At 40.2% G+C, this 15,403-nt stretch carries 10 protein-coding genes and 1 tRNA gene; 4 read left to right on the top strand and 7 right to left on the bottom strand.

Translation table 11 applies throughout. The features are described from left to right. Window positions 1–17: 17 nt before the first annotated feature. The 7 genes from idi to B3P16_RS23560 form a co-directional block, all read right to left on the bottom strand. Window positions 18–557: an isopentenyl-diphosphate Delta-isomerase gene (idi, locus tag B3P16_RS23590; protein ID WP_286844790.1), complete on the bottom strand. Its 540-nt coding sequence runs from the start codon at window positions 555–557 to the stop codon at window positions 18–20. Between the two features lie 76 nt (window positions 558–633). Continuing rightward, entirely contained in the window at window positions 634–1,947 is a 1,314-nt protein-coding gene (locus B3P16_RS23585; protein WP_201639933.1) for a nicotinamide mononucleotide adenylyltransferase, read from the bottom strand. Between the two features lie 79 nt (window positions 1,948–2,026). After that, window positions 2,027–2,569, bottom strand: coding sequence for an NUDIX hydrolase (locus B3P16_RS23580; RefSeq protein WP_286768787.1), 543 nt, complete (start codon window positions 2,567–2,569; stop codon window positions 2,027–2,029). After that, a complete protein-coding gene (locus B3P16_RS23575; protein ID WP_286844788.1) occupies window positions 2,569–4,305 on the bottom strand; it encodes a phospho-sugar mutase in 1,737 nt (578 codons plus the stop codon). The genes B3P16_RS23580 and B3P16_RS23575 overlap by 1 nt, the downstream gene beginning before the upstream one ends. 32 nt (window positions 4,306–4,337) lie before the next feature. After that, window positions 4,338–5,021: a hypothetical protein gene (locus tag B3P16_RS23570; protein ID WP_286844786.1), complete on the bottom strand. Its 684-nt coding sequence runs from the start codon at window positions 5,019–5,021 to the stop codon at window positions 4,338–4,340. Between the two features lie 17 nt (window positions 5,022–5,038). Beyond that, window positions 5,039–5,803: an enoyl-CoA hydratase/isomerase family protein gene (locus tag B3P16_RS23565; RefSeq protein WP_286844784.1), complete on the bottom strand. Its 765-nt coding sequence runs from the start codon at window positions 5,801–5,803 to the stop codon at window positions 5,039–5,041. Window positions 5,804–5,839: 36 nt separating this feature from the next. Continuing rightward, the gene (locus tag B3P16_RS23560; RefSeq protein ID WP_286844783.1) at window positions 5,840–8,512 is read right to left on the bottom strand and encodes a carboxypeptidase-like regulatory domain-containing protein; all 2,673 of its coding nucleotides are present in this window, start codon (window positions 8,510–8,512) and stop codon (window positions 5,840–5,842) included. Window positions 8,513–8,636: 124 nt separating this feature from the next. Between B3P16_RS23560 and purD the strand changes: the two genes are divergently transcribed. The 4 genes from purD to B3P16_RS23540 all read left to right on the top strand — a co-directional run bounded on the left by purD (window position 8,637) and on the right by B3P16_RS23540 (window position 15,393). Next, window positions 8,637–9,911 (top strand): phosphoribosylamine--glycine ligase, encoded by a 1,275-nt coding sequence (gene purD / locus B3P16_RS23555; RefSeq protein WP_286844780.1) that lies wholly within the window; start codon window positions 8,637–8,639, stop codon window positions 9,909–9,911. A gap of 89 nt (window positions 9,912–10,000) precedes the next feature. Continuing rightward, window positions 10,001–10,072: transfer RNA gene (locus B3P16_RS23550), tRNA-Glu, on the top strand. 765 nt (window positions 10,073–10,837) lie between these two features. Further along, complete coding sequence (locus B3P16_RS23545) at window positions 10,838–12,295, top strand: IPT/TIG domain-containing protein (protein ID WP_286844779.1); 1,458 nt, start codon at window positions 10,838–10,840, stop codon at window positions 12,293–12,295. A gap of 11 nt (window positions 12,296–12,306) precedes the next feature. Next, complete coding sequence (locus B3P16_RS23540) at window positions 12,307–15,393, top strand: SusC/RagA family TonB-linked outer membrane protein (RefSeq protein ID WP_286844778.1); 3,087 nt, start codon at window positions 12,307–12,309, stop codon at window positions 15,391–15,393. The last annotated feature ends 10 nt before the right edge of the window (window positions 15,394–15,403 follow it).

The following is a 15,403-nucleotide window of genomic DNA, read 5'->3' as shown; positions in this document are numbered from 1 at the left end:
TGTATGGTATATGACCGTTATAATTTGTTTTTATATATACTGAAATACGTATCAAAAGCACGTTCATAGATGAGTTTGAACCAGGGCGTAAACTGCTGGGGTGCCTGTTGTATTGCATCTTGAATTTCCTGCCGATTCAAGTATTTTGTTTCGGCAACTTCTTCTTCGTTAAATTCTGGAGTTCCATTAAATTTTCCAAATAAGACATAATCGAATTCATGCTCCGTAAGTCCGTTGTCAAATTTAGCCTTATAAACGAACGAGAAGGTATCTTGAAGGTCCATTGCTGTAATGCCCAGTTCTTCCATTAAGCGCCTTTTGGCGGCCTCTACGTTAGTTTCTCCCAGACGCTGATGCGAGCAGCAGCTATTGGTCCAAAGTCCGCCACAGTGGTATTTACTTAAAGCTCTTTGTTGCAGCAGTAATTCATCTTGATCATTGAACAAAAATACACTAAAAGCACGGTGCAATAGCCCTTTTTCATGGGCTTCATATTTCTCCATGCTACCAATCATATTGTCATTGCTGTCAACCAGGATTACATTTTCTTGCGTCATAAGGCATAAAAATAAAGATAGCCCAATTTAAGAAAATTGGGCTAGATAATGAATTTAAATTTTGCAGACGATTTGCTTATACGGTTTTTACAAATTTCTCGTCGTAATTTTCAATATCGATGATATAGCCGTTTTTAATTAAGAATTCAAACAAAGGTTTGGCTTCTTCAGAAACGGGCATATTGTGCGTCGTAATAATCTTATTTTCTTTTTTCAAGAGATAAGGATATGCATAGAGTTTCACATTTTTGTTGAACATTCCAGAGATATAGGAAAGGAGTTCATTTGTGTATAGCTCTTTATTATAATTATCTGAATTGAAAATGTTCTTTAAATTGTAAACGTTGGTTGCAATTCCAATGTTTTTGGGCTTAAAGTTGCTTATAAACTCTGCTAAATGATTATTTCTTCTAAAGTTGCTAACGATAATATTATTGCCTGTTGCACATAATTCGTCAGCTCTAGAAGCAAATTCCTGAAGGTCCTCACCTGTAATTTCATGCGTGTCTTCCAGGACATTTCCCATCAGCACCTCAATTAATACAATGGTGTCTGCGTCAGTTGCACCCGTATTTTTTTTGAACTGTTCAACGGCAAGATTGAAGAGATCAAAGTTTGGAAGGGATTTCTGACGGTATTTGGTACGAAGTAAAATAATGTTCTTTTTGTACAGATAATCTTTGATTTGTACTGCTTTGCCATCAGGCTGGAATATTGCGGCTTTAGCAAATCCCTTTGCGATCAGGTATAAGTTGATGAGACGTTGGTTGACGTTTTCAAACAGCGGTCCGTTTAATTTAACCAGGTCAATCTCAACGGAACCAACAGAAAGGTTATCGACCAATGATTCGATCATGGTCTGCACATTGTCTGTATAATAATAAGCTGCAAATAACAGGTTAACACCAATGATACCTAAAACTTTTTGTTGTAATTGGTTGTCGCTGTCTAGCAGTCTTACATGGACAATAATATCATTTGTAGGGCCTCCCACTTCATGCTGGAAGCGAAGTCCGATCCAGCCATGAGGTTCATTTGTCTTCGTGAAATTGAGCGTTGTTACGGTATCTGCAAAGGCAAAGAATTTTTTGTTGCAGTATTTATCGCCATGAAGCCGTTGGGTAAGAAGATCGAATTCATGGGAGAGCATTTTCTTTAAACGTGTTCTGCTGACGTAACGACCATCAGCCTCTTCACCATAAATCGCATCACTGAAAGCCATGTCGTAAGCCGACATTGTTTTAGCAATTGTGCCTGATGCTGCTCCTGCGTTGAAAAAGTTACGTGCGACTTCCTGTCCAGCACCGATTTCTGCAAAGGTTCCATAAATCTCTGGGTTCAGATTTATTTTCAGGGCCTTTCGTTTGGTTTCAAAAATTTCTCTTGCCATGACGCAAAGGTACAAAAATCAGCATGCTAGTGAAAATTAAAAGTATGAATGAAAAAAACAGAATAAAATTAGGCTTGTTTTATAACAAGCCTAATTTATTAAAAGCATAGAATAGCGCACTCGCATGGAGTGCCTGGTTGAATTTGTTGTCCAGTAGCATCCTTTTCGCTTCTTCAAGCGGTATACGATAGACATCGATTTCCTCATGTTCATCCAATGCCTGTTCCTGAACTTTTTTGCCGCCTGTCATCAGATAAGTATAAGTGATATTGCCACTTGTCGCCGGATTGGCATAAAGTGCGGCGATCTCTTCAATCTGATCAAATTGATAGCCTGTTTCTTCAAGCATTTCACGTACAGCAGCATTTTTAGGATCTTCTCCAGGTTCTGTTGTCCCTGCGGGAATCTCCAATGCAATAATGCCGGCTCCATGGCGGTATTGCTTAATGACCAAAAGCTCGTTCTGCTCAGTGATTCCGATCATATTGACCCAATCTGGATACTCCAGTACGTAATAATGATCATTGATCCGTCCATCCGGAAGCTCACAAGTATCTCTGCGCAGCGTGGCCCAAGGCTCTTTACAGATATATGCAGAGGATAATAGTTTCCACTTTTCCATTAGCCTACAATATCTTTCATCATACGGTCAACCTTCTCTTCCAAAACAGTTTGCACATCTACATAATCTGCCGTATCCGTTAAGTTTTCTTTTACAGAACAGTAAAATTTAATCTTGGGTTCTGTTCCTGAGGGTCTGGCAGAGATCACATCGCCATCTACTGTAATAAATTGCAACACATCAGACTTTGGTAACGAGATTGCTCTTCGCTCCCCTGTAATCATATCTGTGGTTTGGGAAAGTTGGTAGTCCCTGATTTCTTTGACTTTTATTCCTCCCAGTATCGTTGGTAGATTGTGACGTAGGCCATTCATCATGGCTTGAATTTCTTCGGCACCAGCTTTTCCTTTTTTTGTAAGAGAAATGAGCTTTTCTTGATAACAGCCAAATTCTTTGTAGATATCTAACAGGACTTCGTAAACTGTTTTTCCTTTTGTTTTGAAATAGGCGGTCATTTCGGCTAGGAAAGCACAAGAGTTTGGAGCGTCCTTGTCACGCACTAAATCGCCTACTAAGAAACCATAACTTTCTTCTCCGCCCACAAGATATTGTGCTGAATCACCTAAATTGGTAATCAATTCACCGATATATTTGAAGCCAGTAAGGGTTTCATAGTGTTTTACACCATAGTGATCTGCAATATCGGCTTGTAAGTTGCTGGTGACGATGGTTTTTACAATATATGGATTCGATCCGAGTTGTTTTAGTTCACTTTTTGCACTGAGGACATAGTATACCAATAAACTGCCGATCTGATTACCATTGAGCAGTTGAAACTCGCCCTTATTATTTTTTACGGCAATACCTACACGATCGGCATCAGGGTCTGTTGCTAATACAAGATCAGCATCAATTTCTTCTCCTTTTTTCTTTGCTAAGGCCATCGCATCTTCCTCTTCGGGGTTTGGATAGATTACCGTTGGAAAGTTGCCATCAGGTGTGGCCTGTTCAGCAACGACTGAAACATTTTCAAATCCCCAGGCTTCCAGCATTTTTGGGACAATAGTAATTCCAGTTCCATGTATCGGCGAAAAAACAATTTTCAAGTTTTTTTGAGCGAGTACCGCTTCAGGATGAATACTTAATTTTTTATTGGCATCGATATAGAGCTGATCAATTTCATCGCCGACGGGAATGATATTGTGTGTGTTCCCTTCAAATTTAATGTCGTTAACAGTATTGATTGCGTTTACTTCATCGATTACATTTTTATCATGTGGGGCCGTCAGCTGGCATCCATCATTCCAATAAGCCTTATAACCATTGTATTCCTTTGGGTTGTGTGAAGCCGTTAGCATAACACCGCTTTGACAGCCGAAATGGCGGATGGCGAACGACAACATTGGGGTCGGGCGCAATGCCGTGAACAGATGTACCTTGATGCCGTTGGCTGCAAACACGTTGGCAACCAGCTGGCCAAAAGCCTGCGAATTGTTACGGCTGTCATATGATACCGCTACTTTAATCTCCTGATCTGGGAACTGTTTCTTTAGATAGTTGGCTAATCCTTGAGTTGCTTTGCCGATCGTATACTTATTCATACGATTAGAGCCAACGCCCATAATGCCTCTTAAACCTCCGGTTCCAAATTCAAGATCCTTGTAAAAAGAATCCGTAAGTTCCGTCTCCTCATTATTGTCGATTAAATCCTGAACTGCTTTTCGAGTTCCTTCATCATAACTTGGTGTTAACCAATCTTCGATTTTCTTTTGTATGTCCTTATCTAAATTTTTCATTATCGTTAAGTTTGGTTAAAATTTAAAAAATACTATGCGTCACATCCGGCATAAGCGCGGTCTATGACTGTAATATACCATTTTTCTCCCTCTTTTGTCACATGAAAAACAAAGGGTTCCTCATGCTCATTGGAGGTCATAATGGCTCTATAACTTCTGGATTCTATGTTCCTTAGTCGCTGTAATTCAGTATTACTAATTTTGGCATCAAGAATTTCATTCATGAACTTTGCCGTTTGAGATAGTTCATTCGGACGGGATTTTTTATCATAATAGAATCCGGATTTATCCCACTTCATCGTACCACAATCAAAAATAGGTAGTTTTCCGGACTTCAAAGGGCCCTTGTACGTTAACTTTTCATAAGAATGATACTCTGGCACAGGTTTAGAAAAATTAAAACTGTTTTGGTGTACATAAGAGTCAAGTGCGCCGGGACGGTAGATCATATAAATTCCCAATTTGGGATGTATGTAGGTATTTATTGTTTTACTGTCCTGTTCCGAATAGGCCTTGGCAAGTTTCTCCAGTACTTCCTCCAGTGTTTCGGAGTTCTCTTTCTTTACGTCCTTTTCAGTCGTGTCACGTTTTTGTATGGTATCCACAGGAACTGAATCCTGCACGATTTTTACAGCTTTATCTTCTTTTTTACTATTTCTGCAGGAGATCGAGCTTGCAGTGAGACAAATAAGAATAAAGAAAATGAGATTTCTCATGATGATTTTGTTTAATATTACTTCTTTGAAGTCAAGTTTTCAATAATTGACTTTAAAATAGAGCGCGTTGACGGAAGCCACCATTGTTCGAGGATGCGCTGGATTGTCTCTTCTCTATTCTCGCGCAATTTAAGGATTATTTCCTTTCGGAAGTTCAATTTGGATGTCTGCCATGTCTTTTGGTTGAACTGCGTGATCTGTTTTAATTTTTTTGCTGCGGTGTTGAAGAGTGTATTAGCGGGAACAATGTCATCTATAAGGCCCTGTGTTTTTGCTTCTACAGGAGAAAGCAATTTACCTTCGAGCAAATTCTGATACGCATTCCGTTTTCCGATCCAAAACGCATAAAGCTGAAATATACTTTCAGGGACGATTAGTCCGACAGGAATCTCGTTAAGACCAATCACAAAATTCCCTTCGGCCATAATCCGATAATCGCAGCAGAGCGCCAGTACGCAGCCCCCAGCGGGGCTATGACCAGATATTGCCGCAACTATTGGTTTTGGAAAAGCGGCGAGTAGCGATGTCGCTTCCAGAAATAAATTCCAGAATTCCCGAATTTGTTCTTCATCATATTGGAATAGGGTAATTAGATCAAGTCCTGCGCTAAAGAAGTTTTCCTTGCCAATCAATATTGCACCATAAACAGCTTCATTTTGTTGGGAAGATTCCAAGGTGTCTATCAGTTCCTTCAATAGCTGTGTGTCTATGGCGTTTGATTTTCCCCTGTCGAGGAAAATGCTTAAAATATGATCTTCTATTTTGGTTTTAATATGTTCCATAACCTTGTTTCTAAATTTAACGATTTGTTTGCTCTGCTATTGTGGTTTTACCGCTATTAAATATTCGAGATGAGCAATTTTGCCATCCATACTTATTCCCTCAACGGTTAGTTTGTAGGTTCCGGGTTCGTCAGAAGTGAAGAATTCGAAATGTGTTTTCCCATCTTTTGGCGTGATCAGATTCGGTTCCCAGGCGATTGTTGTCCTTAGGTCGCGTGTAAGCTTATTTTGGATTGTTGCATCGTATTGGGGTTTGAAAAATGTTCGGGGCACATATAACCCTTTTGGCGTGATGGTTACAATGCCTGTGGGGGTATACGATGAGGAGATGGCATCTCCCGATTTACTGGTAATCACGATAACACCGTTGCCCCCATACATGCCATAAATTGCCGTGTTTCCAATACTACGCAAGACTTCAACACTCGCAATGTCGGCCGTGTTGATCATATCTATTTGTTCGGGTTCAATATACATTCCATCGAGAACAACTTGCATCGGACTATTCATCGATCTTGTGCTATAAGGGATACCATTTCGAAAAATAACACCATTTAGTCGTCCATTGAGGCATTGAGCAAATGTAGCACAGCCGGATAATTCGTCTGCAGAGATGACCTGATCGGCGTTTCCTGGCCCATTGAGGTTTCTGGAATTTTTGTCGGCTTTAGTTGTTCTCACCCTGTTGACCTGTACCTCTTCCAATCGGATACTTTTTTCTATAATACCAGCCGCTTCCAATTCGCCAAGAAACTGTTGACTATTTTTCAGTTGTGTAAGCAAGGTGGTATTGATGTCGTTAAGCAACAAGGGTTGATCTTTACTTGCATTAGGTGGCGGGGTGAGCGGGTTGTCGATAACAATATCAACTCTTTTTTTCTCTTTAGGGCCATCACCTGTCACAATAAACTTGACACTGTCTGCAAATAAAAGTTCGTCAAATGAAAATCGGCCATTATTATCGGTCAGTGTATCTATACTCAGCAACATGTTGCTCGTCGGTATAATTGTTACTTTGGCATTTGGAACGACAGCCTTGCGGGCCGTTTTCTTGATGGTCCCAGCTATGGTAAGTCCTTTTTCAGGAAGGAACGCAGCGGTTGCTGTACTTGTATAATTCTTCCAGTCCAACTTGCGCCAACCTTGAATCAGCATGAGATTGTCCAGTTCTGTCAGTTTGATGTTCGTTAAATCCGCAAAGTAGTAATTGGGACGTTCAATAAAGCCGCGAAGATCAGATTTCAATAGAAGCTCCGAGACAATGGATGAATAATAGCGGTCTGTCGTAGAATCAACCTTACTGAGGTTTACCACTGATGCAGAGAGCGCAGCAAACCTCGTGGTGTCACTATCTTCATAGTTAACGGAAAGATTTGCGATCACTTTATCGCGTGTTGAGAAGCTGGGTTTGTTGAGTTCTACGGAGACAGGAAGTAAAGTCGATGTCGTATTGTAGTTAAACACGAGTCTTTCCACAATAGGAATCATTTGGTCTGTTAAGATAGACAACTGTAAAACTCCGGATGGCAGGTTTTTTTTGGGAATATTGAATAGGATCTCCGCTCCGTTTAGTTTCTGCTTGGCGGCATGAAGTACAAGGCCATTGTATTGGGCTATTAGATAAATATCTTTGCCATTGACCAAGTCTGCAGTAGCGGAAAGTTGCGCTGCAATCTTATCCTTTAGTACCGAATTTACGGTTAGAACATATCCGGAATTCTGTACAGGCGGTAATGACGCACTTGTTGACGATCCATCTTCGAAGAGGGCTGTAGCGACGTATTTTTTTCCTGTCTGTAAGACGAGCGGGATACTTCCCATTCCCAGTGAATTTGTTTCAAAATCGGCAACTGTTGTTTGATTTTCCTCCACAACTTTTATTTTTGCTTTTTTTCCTAAACCATTAGGGCTAAGGATTTTGAACCCAGTTTTGGATAATATGTTGTTGACTAGTTCGCCACTCTCGGGGAAAATTTGGATGCTATTTTGGTTGTTTGGATCCGGGATGACAAAACTTTTTAGAATACGTCTTTTATCCAGCGAAAGAAATTGTAAAGACAGTGTCCCGCCTTTAAAATCATCTTTCAATTCCAGCGCTATTGTTCCATTATCGTTTGATTTCAGTCGGCCGGATTTCTCTTTATTGTTGTTCGGTTGTAGGGTATAACTGATGTTGTTATTAATCAGCGGGGCTCCCTGAATGGTTTTCAGATTAATCTGGAACATGTTTTCTGTTCCGTTTTTGACCAGTTCACTTTTCGTTATGATATGATCAGATCGACCATTTGTAATGGGGACGACGCGTTCATAGAAATTGGCTACAGAGTCATTTTGCATCCATCGGGTAAATGATCTAACGCGGTAGGAGCCTTCTTCCAAAGTGTCCGGCAGATTGAAGTCGCCTATACTTAGACCGAGTGTAATAGGAATTTTGATACTTTTAATGATCTTATTGGTGGGAGAAATCAATTCTACATTAGCAATTTTACTGATGTTGCTCAAATAATTAAAGGGGGCGGTGGTACAGTAAAGTTTAAACCACATGGTTTCGCCAGCCGAATAATCATTTTTGTCCAAATGGAGATAAATCTTTTCCTTGATGTGCCGTTCATGGTAAGTATCCAGTTTCTGCAAGGTCTGATCGATCTGGGCCGACGCCAGCAAAGCGAATAGCAGGCAGTTTACTAACAGCAGTAATTTAGCGTACATATGACTAATGTTTTATGAAAATTAGAAAATATTTTTCCTTTAATCAATTTATAAATCAAAATATTAGTCTCATTTTAAACGATCTGATACCTTAAAATTAGCATAAAAAAAATATCTTTGTGTTATGAATATCCTAATAATCGGTTCAGGAGGTCGTGAATCTGCCTTCGCCTATAAGTTGTCGAAAAGTCCACGTTTAGATCAATTGTTTATTGCTCCAGGAAATGCTGGAACAGGTGCGTATGGTCAGAATGTAAATATTAAAGTTACCGACTTTGCTGCTATTGCTTCCTTCGTTTTGGAGAATAATGTGCAAATGGTGCTCGTCGGTCCCGAAGAGCCTTTGGTAAAAGGTATTCATGATTATTTTTTAAATCGGGAAGATTTAAAAAATATCCCGGTAATAGGGCCGCAGCAAGAGGGCGCTCAATTGGAGGGCTCAAAAGATTTTTCAAAGCAGTTTATGGATCGCCATGGGGTACCTACTGCCGCTTCAAGATCGTTTGATGCAACATCATTGGAAGATGGATTGACTTACCTTGAAACGCAAAAATTGCCGATTGTGCTTAAGGCTGATGGTTTAGCAGCAGGCAAAGGAGTATTGATCTGTGAGACGCTGGAAGATGCCAAAGCGGAGCTAAAAGCGATGATCGCAGACTCAAAATTCGGAGAAGCTAGCCGGGTTGTGGTTGTTGAAGAATTTTTAAAAGGAATTGAATTGTCTGTTTTTGTTTTGACAGATGGTAATTCATATAAAGTACTTCCTTCTGCAAAAGATTATAAACGTATTGGAGAAGGCGATACAGGCCTAAATACGGGGGGCATGGGATCGATATCTCCGGTTCCTTTTGCAGATGAGACATTTTTGAATAAAGTAGAAGAGCGTATTATCCGGCCGACAGTTGAAGGACTTAAAAAAGATGGCATTCCATATAAAGGATTTATTTTCATCGGTTTGATGAATGTGGAAGGAGAGCCTTATGTCATCGAGTATAATGTTCGTATGGGAGATCCAGAGACTGAATCTGTATTGCCGCGTATTGAATCGGATTTGTTGGATTTACTGGAGGGTGTGGCACAAGGCAATTTGGATCAACGTTCCTATACAGTATCTCCTAAAACTGCCGTAACTGTCATGTTGGTTGCGGGAGGTTATCCTGGAGATTATGAGTCGGGAAAAGAGATCGCCAATATTGAAAATGTCAAAGAATCCATCGTATTTCAAGCAGGTACGAAAGAATTAGATGGTAAGATTGTTACTGCAGGTGGACGTGTAATTGCTGTTACCACATTGCAAGATTCGCTGTTCGAAGCCCTTCAGCAGGCAACTGCAGATGCCGGAAGGATATATTTTGAAGGTAAATACTTCAGAAGAGATATCGGTTTCGACCTTATTTAAAAAATATTTAAAATTATTTTTGGAATACTGATTTTAAGGTCTATATTTGCAACTCCAAAAACAACAATGTTATTGGAGTTGCATAAAAAGGCCCGTTCGTCTAGGGGTTAGGACGCAAGATTTTCATTCTTGAAACAGGGGTTCGATTCCCCTACGGGCTACAAAAGATAAAAACCTGCAAATATTTTGCAGGTTTTTTTGTTTGTATTCGAGAGAACAATATATGATACCGTTTGATTCATAAGATCCTAATCGGATATTTCACCTCACAATCGACAATTCTTGAAGACCGGATAATTCCAAAATTAGCCAAAGAGAAGAGTTTTTCACATAACAATACTTTTTTCGAGATAATAGCCAGAGAAAGGTGTATGCGAAAATATGCGTATCCTCTTTATTTTGTGTGATACAAATAAGCATATTATTGAGAAAATTCTATAGTATCAGCATCTTTACAATCCCTAAATTTGAGTAATCAATTATAGAAAGAAAACCTTAGAGAAGCATTTAGAAAATCAAATCAGAAATCATTCGTCCATTTTCTTCGTGAAGAAAAATAATGTAGAACGTTGGAACGTGAACGGATAAGGTCAATAATCTATTGTGTGTATAAAATAGAAAATTAGTAGAATAGTAATTTTAAAAACCGGAAGACTTTGAAGCGATTGTCCTAGAGTCTTTTTTTTAGCTTAAGAAAGCTAATACCATTTAGCTTTATATAAAAGTAACCAATTATGTGGAAATTAAAACTAATCGTTCGCTCGATGATGAGGCGGGCCTCAATCCGTTCGTCCTAAAAATACCCCCTAAAATAGCTTTTATGCTGACGAAATTTTAATGGATGTATCAGAAGATCAATGAATCTGGGATTCATTGGCGGTTATATGTAATGTTTATAGAATAAATTCTAATCAATTAAAAACCTTATGAGAACTAAACAAATAGCGACTAATAGTTGGTTTCTAAATCGGATGATTTGGCCTATTATGGTGCTTATTTTGGGCTTTGGAAGCTGCAAGAACGACAATCTTGGCAGTATTCCAGAAGGTGTGCCCTTTGATCCGTCGCAACCTGTAGTTGTTTCGGACTTCACTCCAAAAACAGGCGGGATGGGGCAACGGCTTGTGATCTATGGAGAAAACTTTGGAAACGATCCAAAAAATGTTTCCGTCTTTATCGGTGGGAAAAAGGCTGTGGTTATTAATGCTTTGGGGACGTCTCTTTACTGTCTCGTGCCAAAACAGGCTTTCAAAGGTGACATCGAAGTGCGTGTTGGTGGGGAGGCGAGACCTGTCATCGGAAAGGCTGAGTCAAATTTTGATTATGAGCGTAAACTTGTTGTATCAACTCTGGCAGGTTATAGAAACGCTCGCGGTGATGAACCGTGGAAAGATGGGAAGTTTAAAGATGCGGATCAGAATCAGATGGCAAGCGGCTTTTGGCTTTCCTCTTTTATGAAGTTTGATCCATTAAATCCGAAGCATCTGTGGATAACCTTCGATGATAACAATGGACTTTATCTCGTTAATTTTGAGGATAGTACAATTACTAAAAAGCGTTCGGATTTTTCTCGTCCACGTAGTCTTGATTTTTCTTTAGATGGTAATTACATGATTGTGGCTCAGGATCGTGGGGGAGAGAATGATGAATCTACCTTGCTGTTTTCACGAGCCAGGAACTTTTTGGATAAAGAGGTCTTGACAAGAAGTAAGCAATGTAATGGGGCATCCGTTCATCCGGTCAATGGTGAAATGTACTTTAATAGTTACGCGAAAGGAGAGTTTTACCGTTTCGACCTGAATCAATATTTCATAGATAAAACGACTAAAGCAGAGTTTCTGTATGTTATTCAGGATCCTGAATGGGAGTATCGGGCGTTGATTCATCCAAGTGGAAATTACGCGTATATTTTGGTCATTAACCAAGGCTATATTATGCGTACCGATTACAACTGGGAAAAGAAACGCTTTAACCAGCCTTATCTTGTTTGTGGAAAAGTCAGGGAATCGGGATACAAGGATGGTGTCGGATCATCCGCTCGTGTCAATCAGCCTTACCAAGGTGTGTTTGTGAAAAATCAAGCCTATGTAGAAGCAGGTAAGCCAGATCAGTATGACTTTTATTTTACAGACCTTATGAATCATGCCATACGTGTGCTTACACCGGAGGGGGCAGTAACTACTTTTGCTGGTCGTGGCAGTTCAAGCCTAAATGCAAATCCCTATGGTTACGTTAACGGTGATTTGAGAGAAGAAGCAAGATTTGACCGTCCATCAGGTATCGCTTATAATGAGAAAGAAGGTGCTTTTTATATTGGCGACCGCGAGAATCGACGGATCCGCAAAATAGCATTGGAAGAAATGGATGAAAATAACCAAGACTAACCTGAGAAAAGATGATGAATAAAATATTACTAACATTTATGTTACTTCTGTGTGCCACTTTCGGTGTGTTGGCACAGGATATTTTGGAAGTAACAGGTACCATTTCCGATGCTAAAAATGCGCCTGTTGTTGGAGTCAGCATTTCCATAAAGGATGCTCCTGGGCTCGGGACGACATCAGATAACAAGGGTAACTTTAAGATTAAAGTGGAACGTTACAAGACCCTCGTGTTCTCTTCTGTAGGTTATGTAAAACAAGAAATATTAATAAAGGATAGTCATGCTGTCAATGTGACATTGAAAGAATCAGAGACCAGTGTGCTCGAAGAGGTTGTTGTAACAGGAACTGGTACACAAAAGAGACTCACATCGACGGCGGCAACGAGTAGTGTTGATGTAAACACCATGAAAGGAAATCCAACCTCAAGTTTGTCGAATGCATTGGCGGGTAATGTGCCCGGGGTATTTGCAATGGGACAGTCGGGCCAACCTGGAAAAAATATTTCCGAATTCTGGATTCGGGGGATATCCACGTTTGGGGGTGGTTCTTCTGCACTGGTATTGGTGGACAATATCGAACGTGATATTAATGACATAAATATTGAAGATATAGAGACTTTTACGGTGTTAAAGGATGCTGCCGTTACTGCAATCTATGGTTCTCGAGGAGCTAATGGTGTTATATTAATTACCACAAAGCGTGGTAAAGACGGGAAGATCAATATCAATTTCAAAGATGAGAATATCTATAATACCCGCACCATTACGCCTGAATTTGAAGATGGCGTTACGTATGCCAATCTCTTGAACGAAGCGCGCATTACCCGCAATTTCGCACCCATCTATCAACCTGAGGAATTAGAAATATTACGATTGGGATTGGATCCAGATCTTTATCCTAATGTCAATTGGAAGGATCTGTTGCTCAAAGATGGGGCGATGACCTACCGTGCCAATCTGAATATGACCGGCGGCGGATCTACCGCGCGTTATTTTTTGTCCGGGAGTTATATTGATGAAGGCGGAATGTACAAGACGGATGAAACATTACGGAATGATTACAATACGAATGCAAATTACAAAAGATACAACTATCGGTTGAACACCGATATTAACGTGACCAAAAGCACAGTTCTGAAAATTGGCGTTGCAGGCTCCCTCAATAAAAGGAATAGCCCGGGTTTGGGAGATAATGATTTCTGGGGGGTATTATTTGGCTATTCACCAATTCGTACTCCTGTTATATACTCAAATGGTTATGTTCCAGCAATTGGTACAGGAAATCAGACAAACCCTTGGGTTGTCGCTACACAGACAGGGTATAATGAGAATTGGCAAAACAAAATACAGACAAACATTTCTATTGAGCAAAATTTTGATTTTATAACCAAAGGATTGCGGTTTAGGGGAATTATTGGTTATGATACCAACAATGATAATAGTATTTCCCGTCGTAAATGGCCTGAACAGTGGCGGGCAGAACGTGCACGTGATGAAAATGGAAATTTGGTATTTACGCATATTTCCGATCCGCATGAATTGTATCAGTCGAGTACTGCCAGTGGTGAACGCCGCGAATTTTATGACATGATGTTCAATTATGACCGTAGTATTGGTGATCATAATATTGGTGCAGTTGCCCGCTTTACGCGTGATGCCCTTATTCGGACGGTCGATCTTGGCGATGACATTAAAAATGGAATTGCAAGAAGAAATCAGGGTCTCGCGGGACGACTGACCTATAATTGGAAATCGCGTTATATAGCTGATTTTAATTTTGGGTATAACGGCTCAGAAAATTTTGCACCAGGAAAACAGTATGGATTTTTTCCGGCTTTTTCAGCAGCCTGGAATATCGGAGAGGAGCCTTTTGTGAAAAATAATATATCCTGGTTAAATATGTTCAAGGTTCGTTATTCTTGGGGAAGGGTTGGTAATGATCAGTTGGCTGGCGGGGTAAGATTCCCGTACCTATATACCATCGGAGAAATCGCAAACAATGGTTATCAATGGGCCGATTATGGATTCGACCGTTATTTCACTGGAATGCGGTATACACAGGTCGCTTCACCAAATGTCACTTGGGAAATGGCCACAAAAAGAAATTTAGGCTTCGACGTTGCCCTGCTTAAAGATAAGATTGTTGCGAATTTGGACTTCTTCAATGAGGAACGGACAGGGATTTATATGGCAAGAAATTACCTGCCAATTATGGTTGGACTAGGGAGTGTGCCAAGTGCAAATGTAGGGGCTGTAAAATCTGAAGGTTTTGATGGGCGTCTTGAATATAGGCAAAAGATTGGCGAAGTGAATGTGACTGCACGCAGCAATGTTACGTTCAGTAAGAATACAATCACGGAGATCGATGAAGAAAATAATGTATACGGTTATCAAAATCAGAAAGGCTATCGGGTGGATCAGGCGAAGGGCCTTATAGCATTAGGGTTGTTTAAAGATTATGATGATATACGGAATAGTCCGAAACAAACCTTCGGAACCTACCAGCCTGGGGATATCAAATATAAAGATGTCAACGGTGACGGTATTATAGACGACGGTGACCGTGTAGCGATAGGGGCTACGCGGCGGCCAAATCTTGTTTATGGTATTGGTACATCTGTGAGCTGGAAGAATTTGGATATCAGCGTTCATTTCCAGGGCGCCGGAAAATCGACGTTCTTTACCTATGGAAAGACAGTGTATGCATTTAGTGAGGGTGAATGGGGGCAAGTGTTGAAGGGCGTGATGGGCGATAACCGTTGGATATCGGCAGACCTATCTGGTGCCCCCTCAACAGAAAACCCCAATGCCTCTTATCCAAGACTGAGTTATGGTGAGAATCCGAATAATTTTAGAGAGTCAACCTTTTGGCTCCGTAATGGCCAATATATCCGTCTCAAGACATTAGATATAGGTTACACCTTGCCAAAAGAACTTACCAACAGAATAAAAACCAATAGCATTCGTATTTTCTTGGTTGGAAGTAATCTGCTAACCTGGTCGAAATTCAAGCTTTGGGATCCTGAGCTGGCATCTCCACGAGGAGAAGATTATCCCTTGCCTAAATCGTTTACGTTTGGCATCAATGTCAACCTATAAAACTTATTAA

The sequence above is a fragment of the Sphingobacterium sp. UBA7631 genome (assembly GCF_002483935.1).
GTDB lineage: Bacteria > Bacteroidota > Bacteroidia > Sphingobacteriales > Sphingobacteriaceae > Sphingobacterium > Sphingobacterium multivorum.
The sequence above is the reverse complement of the archived record's forward strand: the minus strand, read 5'-3'. Positions and strand labels throughout refer to the sequence as shown.